Raw genomic sequence first — 19672 nt, 5'->3', positions numbered from 1 at the left:
TTGACGCTTCCAGCCTCGACGGACCGAGCAGGCCCCTGAGGTACCCCTCCGAGGCCCTGATTCGCCCCAACTGGGAGCTGCTCCACAGCTCCACGCACCCGACCTCAACGCCCCGAAAACCGCCCCAGAACAGCGAAAACGCCACTCCGAACACTTCCCGGCGGGACCGGGACTCTTTGTATCCAGAGTGACGTTCTATTGGATACTTAGACGTCGAAAATGATAAAAGCCGCTTGAGCCCTTGAACCCCTGTTGAGCAGGGGTTTTGTCGTTTCTGGGGTTGTTCGTTGGCTCGCTGGAGGTCCGGTGATCTGGTGCTCGTCGCCATAACGTCCGCGCGGCAGGGGCACGTTTCGACCTAAGGGGGTCTGCGCGAGTGCTTGCGTTAGCGGGTATCAGACGAGGGTGTTAGAACAAGAAATCTGGCATCGAGAAGGCTTCTGGCACGTTGTATCTGATTTCGTTGGCTTCTTTGCGGACGTTGATGTTCGAGCTTTCGAGGAGAATCGGGTTCAGGTGGGGTTTTCCTTCGTGAAGGAAGATTGCATTGGAGACGTTGATTCGAATGTAAGTGGCGCTCTCGCGGGTGAATCCGAGTCGTTGGAGAAGGATGGTTTCCTGTTTCGTTGTGCCGTACTCGACGTATTCGTACCAGTCGTTGTCGAACTGCTCTTTTCCGTGGACCTTCTTGTATTCGTTGGAGAATTTAAGAAAGTAATTCGATAGCTCAAAAAGGATTACTTGCTCAATAGCTTCAAGCGTGTCACTAAAAACAAGGTTTCGGTGTTCTTTCGAATCTAGGTAGCGATTCGGTTGCCGATTGATCCACACAATTCCAGTTTTCCGGTGATGCTCGATTGCACGATTCATGATGGAACGCAAACCGTGTCCCTCCATCCACTGCAACAGGAGGACGGTGTACCAGGACAGCATAGCGAGCTGGTCACTTCCCTTGGTTGTTCTCCCTAACGTCTCGGGATTGTAAATTCGCCATTTGAAGATTGAGGCAAGCCGCTGAAGAAACGCGAGGGTCTCGTCGTAACTGAACTTTCCCTTTGGAGAAAGTTGTGGATACTGGAGTCCAGCTTGGATTGCGTGCGTCAGCGCTTCTGCCTGGTCAACGGAGACATTGATATCGTCATCTTGTTGGCCTTCGCGTCGCGAGAAAGTAGCAATAATGCTGTTGGTAGCCTGTTCGTCAAGATAGTCAGAGAATTCTTCACGCACCAGGCTTTGACGTCCGGTAGTGATGTCGCGCAAGAGCATGAGACCGAATTTGCGTTTCATATCATAACGCTCATAGCTCTCATTCCCTTTGGAGAATTCGATGCGACCTTCCTGTAGATCCTTGACGACACCTTGCTTCATTTTCTTGCTGATAATTTGTGAGTCAGTTTGCACGGATAGCTTCTGTACAGGAACGTTCGCTTGTAGGAGTTCCTTGGCCTTTTGCTCGGATGCAAGTTGGTTGCCCACGATGATGAATACGTTGCCGTAGAGGTTGAACTCGATACGCCCGACTCGGCCGATCAGGTTCTTGAAGTCGACTGCTGTCATTCCTGCTCTGCCGATTTTGTTGGTTGTGATGACGAGGTTGTCGGCGGGAAGGTTGACTCCTTCGAGGAGCGTGCTGGTGCAGAATAGTGTCGAGATTTTGCCTTCGCGGAACAGGCCTTCGATGCGTTCGCGGATCGCTGGCGGGAGGTAGCCGATGTGGTAGCTGACGCCTCTACGGATGAGACCGCTGAGGTAGTAGTCCTCGTGGACGTCGCGTTCGATGTCTTTTGCGAGAGCGTCCAAGTCTTTATCGTTGAGGTCTGCCAAACCCTGGGCATAGTCACGCGCCGCTTGCACTGCGTGATGCCGGGCAGAATGAAACACGATGGTTTGCCCACGATGATCTGAACCTCGTGATGATTCACTAACAAATCGGGTTACGCCCTGTGCGGTAGCGTCCTGAGCTTGAAGTGAGGCTAGGTGCGTGAATTCTTGGGTGTGGTCGTTGTAGCTGGAAATGGTGTTCTCGTGCAGGTTGACGAGGTATTTGAATTGCGCGACTGGCGAATACTGGGTTGCGACCGCGTTGGTTTCATTTTCGTCAGAGTTTGGATCAACCAGCCTTAGGAATACCTCTGGGTTGGGAATGTTGGGTGAAGCGAAGATGAAGTGTGGTGGTCTGTGGCGGTGTTGAAGGATTGTCACGGTTTGGTAGTAGAACGGGGCGCGGCTGTTCTTGCCTGAGAGTTTGTGTGATTCGTCGAAAAAGACGTACTCGAATTCGATTGCAGGTTTGCCGATCAGAAGGTAAAGCAAGCGTTCTGGGGTGAGCACGAAGATGAAGTTGTGATCGCCTTCGAGCACGATGTCACCAGCGGCACTGACGATTCGATAGTTGTGCCGTTCAAGGTCTTCGCCGAGGTCAGCGATCAGTTTCGAGCGGGTCTCGTTGATCAGCGCTTTTGACGGCACGATGATCGCAAAGTTGGCTGTCACCCCGGATTTGATCTGGTTGGTGATGAAGGTGCGCATGATGAAGGACTTGCCCAGTGACGTTGGGGCCGAGAAGGAAAACTTGCCGTCGTTCAGGCGGTCGTAGATCTTCTTTTGCGGCGCGAAAAACTTCATCGACTTATCACCGGGCACGGTGAGGTATTCGGCTTGCTAGGCGTTGAATGCGGCGTCGAGGATGCCCGCATCGGAAGTCACACCCAACTGCTTCAGGCCTGGGTAGTTACCTAGCGTGGTGAAGATTGCAGGAACGTATGCTTTCGTTCGCGCGTCTTGTGGGTAGAGAATGTGGCACAGGAGCGCGATTTCTTGCGCCCACACCCTGTGCCGGTCACGATTGGTGGGGTGGGTTGATTTCGACAGCAGGTCAGCGAATCGCAGTACTGCTTCAAGATCCACGTCGTATGGTTGACGATCCACCAGCCCCAACCGATGTAAGCCGTAGTTGTAGAGCAGGTTGGCGTACAGCTGTTTGAGGAATTCGTTGGAGTCGATGTCAGAAAATACGAGATCGCCGACGGTTACTTGCTTGTCAGACATGGCTACCACCTGGCCCACCCACGAGCCCATCCATGATCGCGCCCGCGTCAACGTCTACTTCGTTGAGTGGCAAAACATAGATGTAGAACGAGTAATTATCCAAGTTTCGGGTGTTGATTTCGTTGGCGATCATTTGGGCGTGCGCGGCGATATCTCCCTGCATTTTCTGATCGAGCACAGCCCGATACTGCTGGTTGCTGTAGTTCTTCGGATCGAGACCGATGTCATAGCCCAGGAACATCGAATAAGCGGTATCGAACACGGGTGCCCCACCCGGCTTCGGGATTAGCAGATCTTTGACGTAGTTTGCTGTTGCTGGGTCGAGGGTCTTGGTGAACACAGTTTGCTCGGCGAGCTGAACCTCGTCTGAGCGATTCTGTTCTATATCTACAACGCGGTCGAATGCTGCAGTGATGGCATCCCCAATGTTGCCGACCACGCTGGAGGTTCCAAACACGATGCTGCTGGTGGTTCGCTGACCGTCTGGTGTGAGTAGGTGGATGGCGTCACAGCGGCTGTGGATCTGGCCTCGGGCCTGGTTGAGCTCGATCTTACTCATCACTTTGGGTGCTTCGAGGATTTGTTCGAGCAGGACGTAGAGCAAGATTTCACCTAACCCCATGCCGTCTTGTTGTGAACGCATCCGGTTTACCGCGTCGAGAGCAACTTCTTCGAGATCGTCTCGCTGTTTGTAGCCTTCGTATTCGGCGCGGGAGAAGACGTAGCGCCCAACGTTGCGTTTGAGGAACTTGATGAGGGCTGTGTGGTCGAAGCGGTTGTTTTGGATAGACAGATGGAACAGGCGTAACTGTTCGTCGTTTCGAAGACCTAACGTGTTCGAATGGGCCACTTCGGTGAACGTGGACGCGAATGTGTCGCCGCGCAGCGTTGGCGTGATCGTTGCCTGTGCCATCTCGTCTTCTCCCAAGAGGTGTCCTTCCCGCCTACAGCTTTTCGAGGATACGTACGAGCTCCGACAAAGTGACCGCCCCGTCAGGCGGAGTGACGCCATCTTCGAAGACCATGTAGTAGCGGTAGTCATTGCCAGACATGTTCGCCCACGCCCGGCCGAGCCTGATCTTGCGGTTAGAATCGTCGTTCTTCAAATGCTCGCCCTTGGACTCGACAACCACGATGGTGCCGCTAGCGGTCATCACGACGAAATCTGGGTAGTGGTTGAACGGACCGTTGAGGCAAAAGCCCTTGCGTTCAATGATCCGGTGCCACCAGCGAACATTGTTCATGCCGGAGAAGCGACCAGCGAGTTCGAGCTCAAAGCCGTTCATCTTGTCTTCGGCCTCATACAGGGAGCCACCAATCAGGGAGGAGGCATGAATGGGCTGGATCGCTTTCGGAAACGCGTATAACGCTTGAACATCAACGCGGCGGGTCTCGATATCCTCATAGAATCTCTTGACTTTGTGCGCTTCCAAAAGGCCGTCAATTTTCTGTTTGACCTTGCTTGCTACCGCATGCGGGTGCTCTTGATAGGTCAACAGCTGCTCGGTGCCGAAGGCCTCAACCATCCGCACAATGTATGCGCGCAAGTCAGAGTCAGTGATCGAATTGATCGGTTTGATCCGATCGTAGATGGCGATTGCCGTGTTGCGCTTTTGTCCTTCGACGCTCAGTTTCGAGAAGTGTTCGCGCATGAATTTCTGATCGGTACTCGACATCCGGAAGGCTTTAGGAACCTCGGAGTCTTTTCGCACGTCGATCTTGTACATCTGCTCGTCTGCCGTCGACAGGTCAATGTCGATGTCTTTCGTCTTTAAGTCAAAGTCACCGGCTAGTGCCTCGTGCTTAAGTTCGTTGTATCCCTCATGAGCGGTCGGGAACAATGCTGATCCGGGTTCTTGGATGACGAATTGGGGAAGGCGAAGGGTTTCGATCTCGTCAGCGAATTCGTGGTTGACGAAGCTCGTGTCCACAGCATCCTCCAAATCTGAAGGCACGAAGCCCTCACCCATCTGTGCGGCTTCTTCGGCCTCCTGCTCATAGTCCGCACCCTGCTGAGCCGCCTGCTCGATCATCGAAGCAACCGTCGGATCCGCCGAAGGCTCTGGTGAACTAGCGGATTCTTCTCGCGCATCTAAATCAGCTGCAACCTGTTCTTCATTGAACTCCAGGAACTCTTCAACGTCCATATCTTCCCCTGGGACTGGGGACGTTGGGGCGGGTTTGCTTGGCTGGTTCGTGCCAGTGAAGTCGAAAGCGACTTGATCGGCTGCGCGGAAGTCACGCTTGGAGAATCCGGCACTGTTGAGCCCCGCAACGATCTGATTGAGCGTGGTCCCGAAATCGTTTGAAGAGGTCAGCACGTAGCTCATGTTTAACAACGTGTTCGGCTGCTTCCTGGCGTGGGGTTGGCGCAAAACACGGCCAAGGATCTGCTCAACATCGACCTGGCTGGTCTTGTTCGCCAACGACGCCAGAATGTAGGCGAAGGGGCAGTCCCAGCCCTCCTTCAACGCGTTCACGGTGATGATGAACCTGATCGGGCACTCCTTGCTGAGCAGGTCAACGCCTTTAAGCTCGTTTACGTCGGCGGTCTTGATCGCGATCTGCTCGGCAGGAATACCCGCCTTGACGAGCTTGTCACGCAGCCGCTCAAACGATGTAGCGTCCTCGCTCGTCTTTGGCTGAGCCTGAAACAACACGATTGGGCGAATATAAGCGCCACCATTCTCATACTGCTGTGTAGCAGCGATTTCTAGTGAACGGCGCAGGTCGATCGCGTCCGTAACGACATCCTTTTGTGACGCCCGGTTGTATGCGATGACCGGAAGTTTGACCATGCTCTCGTTCTTAAGTGAGAGCGCATCCACATACGAGATCACGTTCGCTTGCCGCTTCGGGGTTGCGGTTAGATCAAGAATGAATGCAGGGTTGAAATTCGTGAGCATCTCCAGACTCAACGAGCTCGTCGCGTGATGCGACTCATCCACGATAACGACGGGATTCAACTGGTTAATCACCTGGAACAGTGCTGTTTCATCCGCGTTCTCGATCGGTTGCTCCGGGGCACCAAACGCGGTCGCGAACGAGGCGAGATTCCCATTAGCTTGGTATGCCTTGCGTCCGTCCTTTGTTCGTGAGCGGAACGAATCATACGAGAGCACCATCACTGACAGCTGCTCAGCCACGGTCGACGGGCTGAAATTCTGCCCAGCTAGCAGCTCTTCTTTCGAATACACCTCAACACGGCCACCAAAATCAGCGTTCAACTTCTGCCGATACGGATGGGCCGGATTCTTCAACGCCGCCAAGGTTTGCGTCAAAATCGAATCCGACGGCACCAGCCACACCACAGCCTGTTTCCGCGTCGGCGGCAAAGCCTCAAATATCGGCTTCACCGACGCACACGCCAAAAACGTCTTCCCACCGCCAGTTGGAACCTTGTAACACACGTGCGGAACACCATCGATCACATTCTGGTAGCCCGGCATCTGCGGGGTGCCAACCTCAATCTGGCGAGACTCCCAAAACACCTTAAAAGCATCGCTCAGCGTAGGCTGCTCGTTGAGCTGGGTGAGGTAATCCTCTAGATCGGCGATCACCCGGTTTTGATACTTCTTCAACTCCATAACCAACACTCCTTAGAGACGGGTGATATCCCGAGGGATCTTCTTGAACGTGATATTCAGAGAGCGCAGCTCCTCATCCGACAACAAACACGTGTCGGCATAAATCACATACGAACTAGCCGCACACTCAGGAGGGATCGAAGCCAGATAGTCACGATCCAAAACCGTTGCCCGATCCGGCTCATATACGAAAAACAACGATGCATCCTCATGCCGTCCTAAGAAATACGGATGGGCACTGGGCGGATTCGAGAACGGCTGCCCCGTCTCGGTGAACCACACATACTCACGAACCCGCTCAAGAGGCACCTCTGGGTTCAAGTCACCTGCGAGAAGTAGTGGCGCGCCTAACTCGTAGAAAGAGAATGACCCTCCTGTTCCGGGCACTTCATCCTTATCGGTGCGGTATCCGTCGATCACTCGTTTGACCCGCTCTGCCGTGATTGATTCTGCGTAGTCGCTGAGCTCTACGAGGATGAATTTTCTATCTGCGTCGTCGTACATATTTGAATTAAGCACGGCGTGTGCGGTCGTTCCTGAGCCTGCGAATGAGTCTAAGACGATGCCGTCTGTGTTGCCATGCAGGGCGATAATCCATTCGATTAGTGATAGTGGTTTCGGGGTGTCGAATTTCTTGTTTCCAAAGATTGCCTTGATTACTGCAGTCGCGTCGGCGTTAGTTCCATAGCCATCGAGCCACGTATTCCATCCGAATGATTTTTTTACGTCACGAATTTTCTCGTATGGAACCCAGCGCTCAGTCTCTCCATCTACAACAACCCCTGGGTCGTATGATGTTTTCTCCCAGTGAGCAGCCTCAGGATTGTCCAATAACTCTGACATACCTGCGTGAGCAGGACTCCAACGCCAGTAGCCGTCAGACCCGTCATTCTTGATTGGGAATACTTCTCCACCATTGGGTGCAGTAATGGGGAACCACAACGTCGGTCGATCTGATCGGTCGGAAGTTGCACCCCACTTTCGTAACTCACGCCCTTTTCGATACGGGCCCTTGCTGTCCTTGAGGTCAAGCTTCCCAGTTGTCTTCTCTTCTTTGACAAGACTTGATTGGTCACCCTTGGTGTAGAACAAAATGTATTCGTGCCCTGTTCGCAGGGCCGTTTTATCTTTCCCTCCACTTGGTTCAGAGCGCACTGGCGCACAAGCAAGTCGGTTTGCAGGGCCAAAGATTTCGTCCATGATGCAGCCTAGGTTGGACAGCTCTGTGTCACTTATCGAGACAGCAATCAATCCGTTTCTGGCTAGCAGGCGATGGAGAAGTCTTAGCCGTGGGTACATCATGCATAGCCATTTGTCATGGCGGGAGAGGTCTTCGCCTTCTTTGCCGACGACTTCGCCAAGCCATTTCTTGATTCGTGGGTCGTTGACGGCGTCGTTGTAGATCCAGCCTTCGTTGCCTGTGTTATAGGGAGGATCGATATAAATGCAGTCAACCTTGCCTTCGTACTTTGGTAGTAGAGCTTTGAGGGCTTCGAGGTTGTCACCATGAATAATCATGTTCTGTGAGCCGTTGTCCCCATCGTGTTGGCCGTGCTCGTCATATGAGTATTGGCGGTCGAGGACGCGGTAGGGAACGTCGAGGTGGTGGGTGATCACCTTGTCTTTGCCGACCCAGTTCAGTTCTGGCATTAGCGTTCCTCCTTAGGCTCGTGAGGGTTGTTGGGATGTGGTTCTTCTGCGGCTTGACCGGTGCGGACCCATTCGTCGATTTCTGAGAGTTTGAACTTCCAGACCCTGCCGACTTTATAGGCAGGGAGATTATGGGTTGTTATCCATTTCGTGATGGTTTCCCGGCGCACCCCGAGGTGGGCTTGCGCTTCTTTCATGGTGACCCAGTTTTCTAATTCAGCTTCGCTCATCGTTCCTGCCTTATCGCGTGAAGATCCGGGTTAATAACTGTGGCATTGACATTGAATGTTGTAGTCGCTTGAGGGAAGCAGTTCTCGCCTTCCTGGTTGCGCATTTCCCAGTGGCTTGAGGCAGCACCTTCATAGCCTTGCGCCCGAAACGTGCAAGAAATCTTGATGAACTTCGCTGTCGCCGGTGGGCTGTCAGGAATGGCGATCTGTGTGGTGCCGACGGGTCGTAGTCGCGGGTCTGTTGGATTCGTACAGATGAGTGTCCGACTGGTCCAGTCGATGCTGCCAACGTTGCGCAGTGTCCATGTGTGAGTGAACTCGACCCAAAATCCTGGCTTGTGTTTTTGCAGTGCGGGCGGTTGCGTCACGTCGACGCGATCTCCTTGATAGAGCGGCTGCGGCGCGGGGTTTATTTCTTCTGGTTCCTGGTCTTCAAGGCGAAGTCGGTAGCAGTGTTCAAGGACATCGCAATGGTCTGGGTCATGGATGATCGCGTCGAACCAATCTGTGAGTGCCCAAATGAATGCTTCTGGTTCGATAGTGAGGGTTGAGGGCAGTCCGGCATCTTTGCCGACTTCTTGGCAACGATCATCCAACGTGCGCTTCGTGCTTGGGAGGGGCCTCAGGTGGGCAAGAAGGAAATCATGCAACGATTTCTTGCTCACCTGTGTAGGAAATGACTCGTATTGCGGTTCGGAGATCGGTTTTGCCCCGGTAAAGATCTTGCGTGCGTACTCGTCGTCTAACCGCTCTGCACTGCCAGCGTGTTGGAATACGGCTTGGACGAATTTTGCCTGGTTAGTGATGGGACTCTTCCGCTTGTAAACAGCGCGACAAAACTCGGGCAAACCCATATGCGTCACGCTCCTCTATGCCGAGTCCCAAAACTAGTCCCAGAAGTCCCAGTTTTTGCTTCCCTCAACGATCTGAAGTCCCAAAACCACAGCGTTTGATGAGTATGTGAGCAAAACACGAGCCGACGAGACGAACAACTGTCATCTCATTATCGCACGCCGACTCGCGCGAACGCTCATGAACACGCACCAACTGGTGGTGGGTGCCCTGATCGTGGCGAAGGAGGTGAAACACATGGGAAGGAACCGTAAGCAGACGTCTGCGAAGGTGGTGTCCAAGGCGTCGAAGATTCTGACCGATGGCCGTTATGGCAAGGACTCGAAGTCTGTTGCCGCGTCAGCGTTGGCGCAGACCAAGCCATCTAAGCGCAGCAAGTAGCCGTACACAGCCCACTCGGTTTCGACACAGTTCGGGCCGGGTGGGTGGAGGCGGAAGTGCTGGTGGCCATCGGCACTGACGTTCTCCGAAGCCTGAGCGTGATTGTTCGGGAGCTCATCTGGCGGATGAGCGACCTCCACAGCGAGTGCTGGCTGTGGTTGTAGACAAATGAACCACTAGTGAGACCTGCTCTGGGAGCGCTCGGCGGGTCACCTCACCCAAACCTCTTTGCTGAGGGGCGGGTGGGGTGGCTCGCCTTTGTCGTCTTCCAAGTAGTTCTCACCAGTGATCTGAGCCAAACAGATCAGGTCTCCAAATCACCGGGATTCCCGGAGAAATGGAGATCCTTCGATGAAGGTCACCTTCAAGCACGAAGCAGACAACAACAAGAATCAGTCCATCACTGACACTTTCGACATTGACCCTGGCGAGTTCGCTCTCATGATCGCAACCCACCGGCAGCAACGCGCCGCCGCTACTGGTGTTCCGCTCGACCAGGTTAAGCCCTGCACACCGCAGAAGATTCTGGACGAGTTGTGGAACGCAGAAGAAGCGGCCACGCATCAGGCGGTTCGCGCCGATCGCGGCAAGGGTAAGAAGAAATGTACGTGTGGGGCTGGGTGCGGTCCTCGACGTGGATGCCGCGTCCCGAATAACAAGCCGTTTTCGTATGAGCAGATGCTCGAGATCGATCTTGACCCTGCTTCACCGGGTATCAGCGCTGAAGACCAGGTCATCGAACGCGAGGATAGTGTCGAGCGTGCTTGTGATCTCGAGGTGATGCGTGACATTATCGCTGGTTTGGATCCTCAGCATCGTGAGGTGATGACGCGTCTGCTTGCAACCGACAAGCTCAATCAGGCGCAGGTGGCGCGCGATATGGGGTTGACCCGTGCTCGGGTATCGCAGCTGGTGGCAGAGGTAAAACCGCTGATCCGGCAGGCGGTTGAGGAGGCCCGATTTAACACTTCGAGCGGTGTCGGCAGTGGGGTGAAGGGAGAAGCCAACCGGGCTGCTCCCACAAATGAGGAAGAAAGGTAAGCCCGATGGCTCGACATAGTCTCAAGCTTCATATTGCCCGGCATATCCCTGACGACCCCGGAATCGTCGCCACCAAGAATGTGACGCTGCGTGAACGGCTCATGCGCCTACTGCTTGGTACCCCGCGCAAAGTCATGATTCTCGTTCCCGGTGACTCGGTCAAGCAGATCGACATCACCGAAAACACCGATGACGACCTCATGGCCCTGGCCGATGCTCTCAAGGCGGGTGAATCCAAATGATGATGCCGGAAATTAACGCCTTCATTCGTGATGGAAACCAGACGATGCGATCGCTCGCCGATTTGCTTGCGCGGGCTCAGCAGATCGTTGAGGAGAGCTTCGAAGACCACGCAGGAATGCCTGGTGAACGCCCGGAGCTTGCCCTGCAGATCAAGGAACCCTTCGGAACCATCCCAGCCACGCACGCCCAGCCAGAACTACTTGCGGACGAGCCAGAGGTTGAACCTGAACCGACGGTGACGTTGGAAGAAGTACGTGCTTTTCTTTCCGAGCTCTCAGCGCAAGGTCACACGGCAAAGGTTCGTGAGCTGATCGTCGAGGCTGGTGCGGACAAGCTCTCAGCGGTGGATCCGTCGAAGTACGGGTGGCTGCTGGATCGGGCGAAGGAGATTGCTGATGGCACCGTCTGATCACGCACTCCTCTCAGCTTCTGGTGCTCACCGGTGGCTCAACTGCACCCCCTCCGCCCGCCTCGAATCCGATGAGCCAGAATCCACGTCTGCGGCTGCCGAGCAAGGCACCGCAGCACACGCCCTCGCCGAGCACAAACTCCGCCGCGCTTTGAAGCAGCGCTCGAAGCGGCCAGTCTCAACTTGGATTGATGACGAGATGGAAACCTTGACTGACGACTACGTCGCCTACGTCCAAGAACACATCTCGCTGGCTCGGGAGACCTGTGGGGATCCACAGGTGCTCATCGAGCAGCGCCTGGATTTCAGCCATGTGGTTCCGGGAGGTTTTGGCACCGGGGATTGCGTGATCATCGCCGAACCTACCTTGCAGATTATTGATCTGAAGTACGGGCAAGGTGTGTTGGTTGAGGCTGAGCGTAATCCCCAGTTGATGCTCTACGCTCTCGGAGCCCTTCACACTTTCGGCGACCTGTACGACATCGAGCGCGTAGCGGTGACGATCTACCAGCCACGTCGGGGCAACGTCGACACCTGGGAAATCTCCGTCACTGAACTCGAGCACTGGGCCGAAGCGGAAGTGAAACCGAAGGCTGAGCTGGCAGCGGCTGGCGAGGGTGAGTTTTGTCCGGGCTCGTGGTGTCAGTTCTGCAAGATTGCACCCACGTGTCGGGCGCGAGCTGAAGCCAATCTTGCGCTGGCCAGGTTGGAGTTCGCCCCGCCAGCAGAACTGTCCGACAGCGAGATTGCCGACGTGCTGGCCCGGATTCCGCAGCTCAAAACCTGGGCGGCGGATGTCGAAGCATACGCGCTCTCCCAAGCGGTGAACCAGGGCGTGGTCTTTGAGGGGTTCAAGCTCGTAGCCGGACGGTCGATACGCAAATACACCTCCGAAACCGATGTCGCTGCAGCGGCTGAGGCGGCTGGATATAGGGACATCTGGGATCGCAAGCTCATCACCCTCACAGCCATGGAACGCCTCATGGGCAAACCCGCCTTCAACGAGATCCTCGGTGACCTCGTGACCAAACCTGCAGGCAAACCCACATTGGTGCCTGCATCCGACAAACGGCCAGCGCTCGACCTGGTGAGTGCAGCCACCGATTTTCAACCAAACAAGTAACTAGTAGAAAGAAGAATGATTATGTCAACGACTAACACAACTCGTATTGTGACCGGCGAAGTTCGCCTATCCTACGCACACGTGTGGGAGCCGAACTCCATCCAGGGAGGCAAACCGAAGTACTCCGTCTCCCTAATTATCCCGAAGTCCGATACTGCCACGATTGCGGCGATCGAGAAGGCCGTGGATGCAGCGATCGACGCCGGAACGGCCAAGTTTGGTGGCAAGCGCCCCAACAAGGCCGCCCTCAAGTTGCCGCTGCGCGATGGGGATATTGAGCGTGACGACGAAGCCTACAAGGGCGCCTACTTCCTCAACGCCAACTCCCTGACCGCTCCGCAGATCGTCGATCAGAGCGTCGCCCCGATCCTGGACCGCGCCGAAGTGTACTCGGGCTGCTACGCACGCGTATCCCTGTCCTTCTATGCGTTCAACACAAACGGCAACCGTGGTATCGCCTGTGGACTGGGCAATATCCAAAAGACCCGCGACGGAGAAACCCTTGGCGGTGGACGAGTTTCCGCTGAGACCGACTTCGGTGCCTTCGCCGCTGATGACGATTTCCTGAAGTAACCATCCCCACACGTGGAGGGAATCAGCACATCTTGTTGGTTCCCTCCACTTTTCCTCTATGTGAAAGGAACCTCGTCATGCGAACACTCTTCTGCGATATTGAATCTTTCAGCCTCGCCCAACTCGCTAAGACAGGCGTTTACCCGTATGCCGAGCACCCAGACTTCGAGCTGCTCCTGTTCGGCTATTCGATTGACGGCGGCCCGATCGAGGTGGTGGATCTCGCCAACGGACAATCTATACCCGACGAGGTTCTGGCGGCTTTAGTTGATCCGTCCGTCGTGAAGTGGGCGCATAACGCCGCCTTCGAGCGAGTCTGCCTGTCTGCCTGGCTACGCACTCATCATCCAGAGCTTCTCGCTGATGGGTTTCTTGGCCCAAGGCAGTGGCGTTGCACCATGATCTGGTCGGCCTACCTTGGTCTTCCGATGAGCCTCGATGCAGTAGCCACAGTTTTGAAGCTTGACGTCCAAAAAGACACAGTAGGCAAGAAGCTGATCAAGCAGTTCTGCACACCCGCCACACCCTCAGTCCTGAACGGCGGCAAACGCAGGAATCCACCATCAGCTGACCCGACCGGGTGGGCGAGGTTTATTGATTACAACCGTCGTGATGTCGAAGTCGAGCTTGCCATCCACGACAGACTGGCTTGTTTTCCGATGCCGGAGTCCGAATGGGACACCTACACGCTCGACCAACGCATTAATGATGCTGGGATTCTTCTCGACCACACGCTGGTTGATAACGCGGTCGGGGTGGATGAGCACCACCGCAACGCGACACTCGCTCGGGCACAGACATTGACTGGGTTGGAGAATCCGAACTCGCCCATCCAACTCAAACAATGGCTCGCATCGCGTGGCTGCGTGCTGGATTCGTTGGCAAAGGCCGAGGTCGATGCCGCCCTCGACACCGCGACTGGCACGGTGAAAGAAGTCCTCGGACTTCGCGGCGATCTAGCAAAATCAAGCGTCAAGAAATACCAAGCCATGCAAAACGTCGCAGGCAGCGACGGTCGAGCACGTGGGCTGATCCAGTTTTACGGCGCAGGACGCACCGGACGTTTCGCCGGACGCCTCGTCCAAGTCCAGAACCTCCCCAGGAACTATCTGCCTGATCTTGACCAAGCCCGAACGCTCGTCAGAACAGGCAACCTCGAGGCACTTGAGCTTCTGCACGAGTCCGTGCCCGACACACTTTCACAGTTGATCCGCACCGCGTTTATCCCTTCACCTGGGCACAGGTTTATCGTTGCTGATTTCTCTGCAATTGAAGCGCGTGTCATCGCCTGGCTAGCAGGAGAAACAACCACCCTGCAAGCCTTCCGCGAAGGTAAAGACCTCTATTGCGAAACCGCGAGCCGTATGTTCGGAGTGCCAGTAGAGAAGCATGGCGTTAATGGTGAGCTTCGGCAGAAAGGAAAATTAGCAGTTTTGGCTTGTGGTTTTGGCGGCTCAACGGGCGCTTTGGAGCGCATGGGAGCACTCACCATGGGACTCGCCGAGCACGAACTCAAACCCATCGTCGACGCATGGAGAGCCGCCAACCCACACATCGTGGCCCTCTGGGCCGGCGTCGAAGAAGCAGCTATCGCCGCGATCGCGTCTCGTCAGTCAATCCGGCTACGGAATCTGCGATTCAGCGTCGAAGCCGGAATCTTGTTTATTGAGCTGCCCTCGGGTAGGCGGTTGGCGTATGTGAAGCCGCGTCTGGGCGAGAACAGGTGGGGCGGCACCTCCATCACCTACACCGGCACCACCACAGCACGCCGCTGGGGACAGCTCGAAACCTACGGCGGAAAACTTACCGAGAACATCGTTCAGGCGATCGCTCGTGATCTGCTCGTCACGGGCATGCACGCAGTCGCCAAAGCCGGGCATCAGATTGTGATGCATGTTCACGACGAGATCGTCATCGACGAACCCGAAAATTCCGGCTTCACCGCCACTGGTGCTTGCGAGCTCATGTCCACGCTCCCAGCATGGGCCGAAGGTTTGCCGTTGGATGCGGATGGGTATGAGTGCGCCTATTACCGTAAGGATTAGCTGTTGATTGTCCAGATGGGATCTTGTTTCCAGCTGGGGCTGGCACCTATGTGCGTTAGATCGACGCCAGGAATTTCGGTGGGGAAACTGTCTAGGACGTCGCTGATGGCCTGTATTTCAGCGGTGAAATTTCCTCGTCGCAAGAGGAACGCGGTGAGCACCAACGCGGTGTATATACGTCCTGAAGAATGTGTCACGGCCGATAGCGTTTGGTCGTTGCGGCGGTGTTTGACCAGTGGACGGATGACGAGTCGCTTGTTCCATAGTCTGGCGTGATGGGCGCATATGTTACGAATGAAATTCGCAGTGCGCATCCATGATTCCAACTCGTCGGCACGTGCCAAGTACTTGTCAGCAATGCGACGACGCTGTTCGAAGGGAGCCAACGAAAACAGGGTCACGAGTTGTCCGAATTCGAGGATCTCGGTGGCCACCCACACCGGCAAACGGCCGTCGTGGGTCTGGTTGTAATGCGTGACGAAATCTTCTGTAGAGCGCGACTGCGTTTGGGCTAGCTTCTGCGTGAACAGTACTGCGCGGCGATGCATTGCGCCTGACGGCCAAATCCGTTCGAGGTCGAGGTGAATGAACGGATCGATCTCACCCAGCACGTGCCCCACGTCAACTCGCAGGCACACCTCCAGCTTGCATAGCGCCCGCCACACAGCAAGACGCAGTTGTTCGTCAAACTCGTACAGCTCAATCGCGTGATGCATACGTGTGCCGGGAACGAAACGATCTAAACGCCGCCGAGGTGAGCCTTCGGGAGCTGGCTGGCGCAGCGGGTAGGAGTATCCCGAAAGCCGGTAATAGCCGACAGTAGATAACTCGCGGCGGTAATCACCGGCATCCAATAGGCCACGACGAGTGAGGATATTGATTTGCTCATCGATACTGACCCACGGTTTGTCGACCACCAGCCCACCTGCTTCCAAAAACATGAAGACCGGCTCTGACCTGTCTCGGAAACCGATACAAGCGAGCCGGTACTAGTGGTAATCACTATACCGCGAAAACAGCGACAGAATCAAGAACTCGGCGAAGTATCACCATCAGAGAAGAAAGCTTATCCAAGACCGCTAAGAAACGAGAACCGACCCTGTGCTCCCACCGAGGCGGGCAGCGGAACCGGTCATGTTGTCTAAAAGACCACCGTGTCGGCACCGCTGTAGCAAGAGAATGATGGTTCTTCCACACAGAGCACTCGAGAAATTTGTCTATGCCCCGGCGAGAATACCTGCCAGATTGCTCTAACAGATAGCGCTCCACCGGGGCTTCAACACCAATCGTGCCAGAACGAGAAGCGATTGAGTACCCGTGATTTAACACTTTCTGGTTCGTCGGCAGTGGGGTGAGGCCCTTAACCCTTGTGCCGACCGGCACGACTTTTTCTCGACGGGGTCTCGGGAAGGAACCCCGCCATGGGAAACCAGATTCAAACATTCACCAACGACGTGTTCGGCGCCATCCGCACTATCACCAATGATGGTCAGATCCTTTTCTGCGGCAAGGATGTCGCCACCGCGCTCGGCTACCAGGATCCGACGAACGCGGTGAAGCTGCACTGCAAGGGGGTGGCAAATTACCACCCCCTTGAGACCGCTGGCGGAATCCAGCAGGTCCGCTTCATTACCGAGGGCGACCTCTACCGCCTCATCATTTCTTCAAAACTCCCGGCAGCACAGAAGTTCGAAGCCTGGGTGTTCGATGAGGTGTTGCCGACGATTCGCCGCCACGGCATGTACGCATACGACGAACTACTCGCTGACGATGAGTTCCTGGAGCATGCCATCGCCACTCTGCGGGCCGAGCGAGCCAAGCGCCTCGCCGCAGAGCAATCCCTGTTGGAGGCGGCACCGAAAGTCTCGTACTACGACGTCGTGCTGCAGTCCGATTCGTTGTTGACGACGACGGCGATTGCGAAGGACTACGGACTCTCCGCGAAGAAGCTCAACCGAATCCTGCGTGATGCTCACGTGCAGTTCCATCAGTCGGGCCGGTGGTTCCTCTACGCGAAGTACGCCGAGCAGGGCTACACCCAGTCCAAGACTCACGAATACGACGAAGGCCAGACCCGCACCCACATGTACTGGACCCAGAAGGGGCGCTTGTTCATCTACGACCTGCTCAAGAACAAGCTCGGCATCCTTCCGGTGATTGAGCGTGAAGGTCAGGTGCAAGCATGAGCGCCACGACACTCGATATTGGGTTTTCGAAGAAAAACACCGAAGGCTATCTGGACTTAACGAGCTACCACGCGCTCAAGAAGCTGCAGCGCGAACAGTTCGGCTACCGGCCCTTGGTTTATATCTGCTCACCGTATTCGGGCGACGTGCAAGCGAACGTTGAGCTCGCCCGCCAATTCTGCGAGCTCGCAGTAGCGGCAGGCAAGATCCCGTTCGCCCCGCATCTGCACTATCCGCAGTTCATGGATGACGCCGATCCCGATCAGCGCGAGTTGGCGATGTTCTTCAACAGGGTGTTGCTCGCTAAATGCGAAGCCCTGTGGGCATACGTGGGTCACGTTAGCCCTGGTATGCGCCTGGAGATCGGCTGGGCGCGAGACCTCGAGTTGCCGATTAAGTACTTCGATTCTGATTTCAAGGAGGTCACCCCATGACCACGCCCTTCACCTTGTTCGCTGCCGCGGTTACCGGTGTGCAGAACAATAACCACTACCCGAACCCACATCAGGTCATTGACGCGGCATCCCTAAGCGTGGTCGCTGGCTTTGATCACGTGGCAGCCACCTACGTGAATGACCGCCGCTCAACTGCAGCGTTCATGTCTTCGGATTGCGTGGTGATGGATATCGATAACGACCATACAGAAACCCACACCGACTGGATCACGCCTGAGAAGCTCGGCGAGTTGATGTCTGGTGTGGAGTTCATGACCGCCACCTCCCGCAACCACATGAAGGCGAAGGGCGTGCTCTCCGCCCGGCCACGTTTCCACGTCTACTTCCCAATCCACACGATCACGAACGCGGACGAATACGCGGGATTGAAGCATCGCCTGGCATCGCGCTTTGGTTTCTTTGATCGCAATGCCCTGGACGCAGGACGCTTCATCTACGGGGCGTCGAACGCTGTGGTGACGGCGCATGAGGGCGACCAGTTGCTCGATGCATGGCTGGACGCGGCTGACGAGATCGACGTGTTCGCCGCCTTCGACGCCTCAACATTGGTCATTGGTGAAGGCTCCCGTAATGCCACGCTCTCTCGCTTCGCCGGGCGGGTCCTCATCCGCTACGGGCAGACCGATCAAGCACGAGACCTCTTCGACCGCAAAGCCAACCTCTGCGAACCACCGCTCAACGAGGGCGAACTGCAGACGATCTGGAACTCGGCATGCAGGTTCGCTTCGAAGGTCGCCTCCGACCCGAGCTATCTGCCACCAGAGGCGTATGAGGCGTTAGCAGGTTTACGTCCGGATGATTTTTCCGATGTCGGTCAGGCAGACACATTGGCTGGCGAGTATGCGAACAAGATCCGCTACTCACTGGCTACCAAGTGGCTTGTCTACGACCATGGCGTGTGGGATGAGAACGACCTGTCCGCACAAGGAGTGGTTCAAGAACTGACTTCTCGTCAACTTGAAGAAGCACAACACCTTATCGCCACAACATGGCAAGACATGGTTTCTACCGGTGCTGACGTGGTGATGGCATCGGCTTCATCGAAAGCCCGCGGCCTAGCAAAACTCAACCCCGCCCAAGTCGCAGCATTCAAGGCGTGGGATGAATCCAAAAGCTATCACAAGTTCGTTCTCTCCAGGCGTTTGTCACGCAATATCACGGCCACGTTGAAAGAAGCCGGGCCGATCTTGCAGGTACGTGTCCGTGACCTCGACGTCGACCCCTACCAGCTCAACACCCCGGCAGGTACCTGGGATCTACGCGACAGTAGTAGCCACGAGCACAATCCCGCCGATCTGCTGACTAAGCAGACCGCTGTCGGCCCCAGCGATGAGGGTGCACAGATCTGGGCCGACGCGCTTGACGTCTTCTTCCAAGGAGACGTCGAGTTGATTGGTTACGTGCAGCGCATTGTGGGGTTGGCGGCGATCGGACAGGTTTTCGTCGAAGCGCTCGTCATCGCTTACGGGGACGGGCGAAACGGCAAATCCACGTTCTGGAACACCATCGCCCGCGTGTTGGGGACGTATTCGGGCACGATCTCAGCCGACGCGCTCACAGTCGGGGTGCGTCGCAACGTCAAACCCGAACTCGCCGAAGCCAGAGGCAAACGTCTCTTGATCGCGGCTGAAACCGAAGAAGGCATGCGCCTATCAACCTCGAACGTCAAACAGCTGGCTTCGACCGATCAGATCTCGGCAGAGAAAAAGTTTAAGGACCCCTTCGCCTTCACCCCCTCCCACACGCTGGTCTTGTACACGAACCATTTGCCGCGTGTGGGAGCCATGGACGCAGGCATCTGGCGGCGTCTGATCGTCATCCCGTTCAACGCCACCATCGAAGGCGACAC

18 protein-coding genes are annotated in these 19672 nt (G+C 55.7%); 10 read left to right on the top strand and 8 right to left on the bottom strand.

The genetic code is table 11. From position 1 onward, the window contains the following. Positions 1–408 precede the first annotated feature (408 nt). From AC5RE1_RS05435 to AC5RE1_RS05405, 7 genes are read right to left on the bottom strand one after another with little or no spacing between them, the layout of a single operon-like run. Positions 409–2625 (bottom strand): DEAD/DEAH box helicase, encoded by a 2217-nt coding sequence (locus AC5RE1_RS05435; RefSeq protein ID WP_493938440.1) that lies wholly within the window; start codon positions 2623–2625, stop codon positions 409–411. Positions 2626–2661: 36 nt separating this feature from the next. Further along, positions 2662–3048, bottom strand: coding sequence for a hypothetical protein (locus AC5RE1_RS05430; protein ID WP_493938439.1), 387 nt, complete (start codon positions 3046–3048; stop codon positions 2662–2664). Further along, positions 3041–3976, bottom strand: coding sequence for a HamA C-terminal domain-containing protein (locus AC5RE1_RS05425; protein ID WP_244854188.1), 936 nt, complete (start codon positions 3974–3976; stop codon positions 3041–3043). Before AC5RE1_RS05425 ends, AC5RE1_RS05430 begins: the two co-directional genes overlap by 8 nt. Before the next feature lie 16 nt (positions 3977–3992). Further along, positions 3993–6635 (bottom strand): DEAD/DEAH box helicase, encoded by a 2643-nt coding sequence (locus tag AC5RE1_RS05420; protein ID WP_004007643.1) that lies wholly within the window; start codon positions 6633–6635, stop codon positions 3993–3995. Between the two features lie 12 nt (positions 6636–6647). Further along, positions 6648–8285 (bottom strand): site-specific DNA-methyltransferase, encoded by a 1638-nt coding sequence (locus AC5RE1_RS05415; protein ID WP_004007642.1) that lies wholly within the window; start codon positions 8283–8285, stop codon positions 6648–6650. After that, the gene (locus AC5RE1_RS05410) at positions 8285–8515 is read right to left on the bottom strand and encodes a helix-turn-helix domain-containing protein (RefSeq protein WP_004007641.1); all 231 of its coding nucleotides are present in this window, start codon (positions 8513–8515) and stop codon (positions 8285–8287) included. Before AC5RE1_RS05410 ends, AC5RE1_RS05415 begins: the two co-directional genes overlap by 1 nt. After that, on the bottom strand, positions 8512–9369 hold the full coding sequence (locus AC5RE1_RS05405; protein WP_004007640.1) for an NBR1-Ig-like domain-containing protein: 858 nt from the start codon (positions 9367–9369) through the stop codon (positions 8512–8514). The genes AC5RE1_RS05410 and AC5RE1_RS05405 overlap by 4 nt, the downstream gene beginning before the upstream one ends. A 106-nt stretch (positions 9370–9475) precedes the next feature. On the opposite strand from AC5RE1_RS05405, the gene AC5RE1_RS05400 reads away from it, so the two are divergent. The 7 genes from AC5RE1_RS05400 (at position 9476) to AC5RE1_RS05370 (ending at position 15182) form a co-directional block, all read left to right on the top strand. Further along, complete coding sequence (locus AC5RE1_RS05400; protein ID WP_244854186.1) at positions 9476–9748, top strand: hypothetical protein; 273 nt, start codon at positions 9476–9478, stop codon at positions 9746–9748. A gap of 351 nt (positions 9749–10099) precedes the next feature. Then, the gene (locus tag AC5RE1_RS05395) at positions 10100–10789 is read left to right on the top strand and encodes a sigma factor-like helix-turn-helix DNA-binding protein (RefSeq protein ID WP_004007638.1); all 690 of its coding nucleotides are present in this window, start codon (positions 10100–10102) and stop codon (positions 10787–10789) included. Between the two features lie 5 nt (positions 10790–10794). Next, the gene (locus tag AC5RE1_RS05390; RefSeq protein ID WP_004007637.1) at positions 10795–11031 is read left to right on the top strand and encodes a hypothetical protein; all 237 of its coding nucleotides are present in this window, start codon (positions 10795–10797) and stop codon (positions 11029–11031) included. Next, positions 11028–11441: a hypothetical protein gene (locus AC5RE1_RS05385; protein WP_004007636.1), complete on the top strand. Its 414-nt coding sequence runs from the start codon at positions 11028–11030 to the stop codon at positions 11439–11441. The genes AC5RE1_RS05390 and AC5RE1_RS05385 overlap by 4 nt, the downstream gene beginning before the upstream one ends. Then, positions 11428–12564, top strand: coding sequence for a DUF2800 domain-containing protein (locus tag AC5RE1_RS05380; protein ID WP_239181591.1), 1137 nt, complete (start codon positions 11428–11430; stop codon positions 12562–12564). The genes AC5RE1_RS05385 and AC5RE1_RS05380 overlap by 14 nt, the downstream gene beginning before the upstream one ends. Before the next feature lie 15 nt (positions 12565–12579). Beyond that, positions 12580–13137 carry a DUF2815 family protein gene (locus AC5RE1_RS05375; protein WP_004007634.1) on the top strand — a complete coding sequence of 186 codons (558 nt, stop codon included), beginning with the start codon at positions 12580–12582 and terminating at the stop codon, positions 13135–13137. 77 nt (positions 13138–13214) lie between these two features. After that, entirely contained in the window at positions 13215–15182 is a 1968-nt protein-coding gene (locus AC5RE1_RS05370; protein WP_004007633.1) for a DNA polymerase, read from the top strand. Here AC5RE1_RS05370 and AC5RE1_RS05365 read toward each other — a convergent pair. Next, positions 15179–16099 (bottom strand): Abi family protein, encoded by a 921-nt coding sequence (locus AC5RE1_RS05365; RefSeq protein WP_263473936.1) that lies wholly within the window; start codon positions 16097–16099, stop codon positions 15179–15181. The genes AC5RE1_RS05370 and AC5RE1_RS05365 overlap by 4 nt on opposite strands. Positions 16100–16603: 504 nt before the next feature. Here AC5RE1_RS05365 and AC5RE1_RS05360 point away from each other — a divergent pair. The 3 genes from AC5RE1_RS05360 to AC5RE1_RS05350 form a co-directional block, all read left to right on the top strand. Further along, a complete protein-coding gene (locus AC5RE1_RS05360; RefSeq protein WP_493938438.1) occupies positions 16604–17368 on the top strand; it encodes a phage antirepressor in 765 nt (254 codons plus the stop codon). Next, positions 17365–17802: a DUF7768 domain-containing protein gene (locus tag AC5RE1_RS05355; RefSeq protein WP_004007630.1), complete on the top strand. Its 438-nt coding sequence runs from the start codon at positions 17365–17367 to the stop codon at positions 17800–17802. Before AC5RE1_RS05360 ends, AC5RE1_RS05355 begins: the two co-directional genes overlap by 4 nt. Further along, positions 17799–19672: phage/plasmid primase, P4 family (locus AC5RE1_RS05350; RefSeq protein ID WP_493938437.1), on the top strand; the 1874-nt coding region annotated here is incomplete at its 3' end. The genes AC5RE1_RS05355 and AC5RE1_RS05350, both read left to right, overlap by 4 nt.

The organism is Actinotignum sp. usb-actsch-rep-73, from assembly GCF_059082735.1.
This window is presented reverse-complemented; position numbering and strand designations above follow the sequence as displayed.

Excerpts from the sequence above, each read along its gene's own strand:
- AC5RE1_RS05410 (WP_004007641.1), bottom strand. The coding sequence starts at position 8,515 with ATGAGCGAAGCTGAATTAGAAAACTGGGTCACCATGAAAGAAGCGCAA.
- AC5RE1_RS05370 (WP_004007633.1), top strand. The coding sequence starts at position 13,215 with ATGCGAACACTCTTCTGCGATATTGAATCTTTCAGCCTCGCCCAACTC.
- AC5RE1_RS05375 (WP_004007634.1), top strand. The coding sequence starts at position 12,580 with ATGATTATGTCAACGACTAACACAACTCGTATTGTGACCGGCGAAGTT.
- AC5RE1_RS05385 (WP_004007636.1), top strand. The coding sequence starts at position 11,028 with ATGATGATGCCGGAAATTAACGCCTTCATTCGTGATGGAAACCAGACG.
- AC5RE1_RS05395 (WP_004007638.1), top strand. The coding sequence starts at position 10,100 with ATGAAGGTCACCTTCAAGCACGAAGCAGACAACAACAAGAATCAGTCC.
- AC5RE1_RS05435 (WP_493938440.1), bottom strand. The coding sequence starts at position 2,625 with ATGAAGTTTTTCGCGCCGCAAAAGAAGATCTACGACCGCCTGAACGAC.
- AC5RE1_RS05380 (WP_239181591.1), top strand. The coding sequence starts at position 11,428 with ATGGCACCGTCTGATCACGCACTCCTCTCAGCTTCTGGTGCTCACCGG.
- AC5RE1_RS05415 (WP_004007642.1), bottom strand. The coding sequence starts at position 8,285 with ATGCCAGAACTGAACTGGGTCGGCAAAGACAAGGTGATCACCCACCAC.
- AC5RE1_RS05430 (WP_493938439.1), bottom strand. The coding sequence starts at position 3,048 with ATGTCTGACAAGCAAGTAACCGTCGGCGATCTCGTATTTTCTGACATC.
- AC5RE1_RS05420 (WP_004007643.1), bottom strand. The coding sequence starts at position 6,635 with ATGGAGTTGAAGAAGTATCAAAACCGGGTGATCGCCGATCTAGAGGAT.
- AC5RE1_RS05360 (WP_493938438.1), top strand. The coding sequence starts at position 16,604 with ATGGGAAACCAGATTCAAACATTCACCAACGACGTGTTCGGCGCCATC.
- AC5RE1_RS05405 (WP_004007640.1), bottom strand. The coding sequence starts at position 9,369 with ATGGGTTTGCCCGAGTTTTGTCGCGCTGTTTACAAGCGGAAGAGTCCC.
- AC5RE1_RS05390 (WP_004007637.1), top strand. The coding sequence starts at position 10,795 with ATGGCTCGACATAGTCTCAAGCTTCATATTGCCCGGCATATCCCTGAC.
- AC5RE1_RS05355 (WP_004007630.1), top strand. The coding sequence starts at position 17,365 with ATGAGCGCCACGACACTCGATATTGGGTTTTCGAAGAAAAACACCGAA.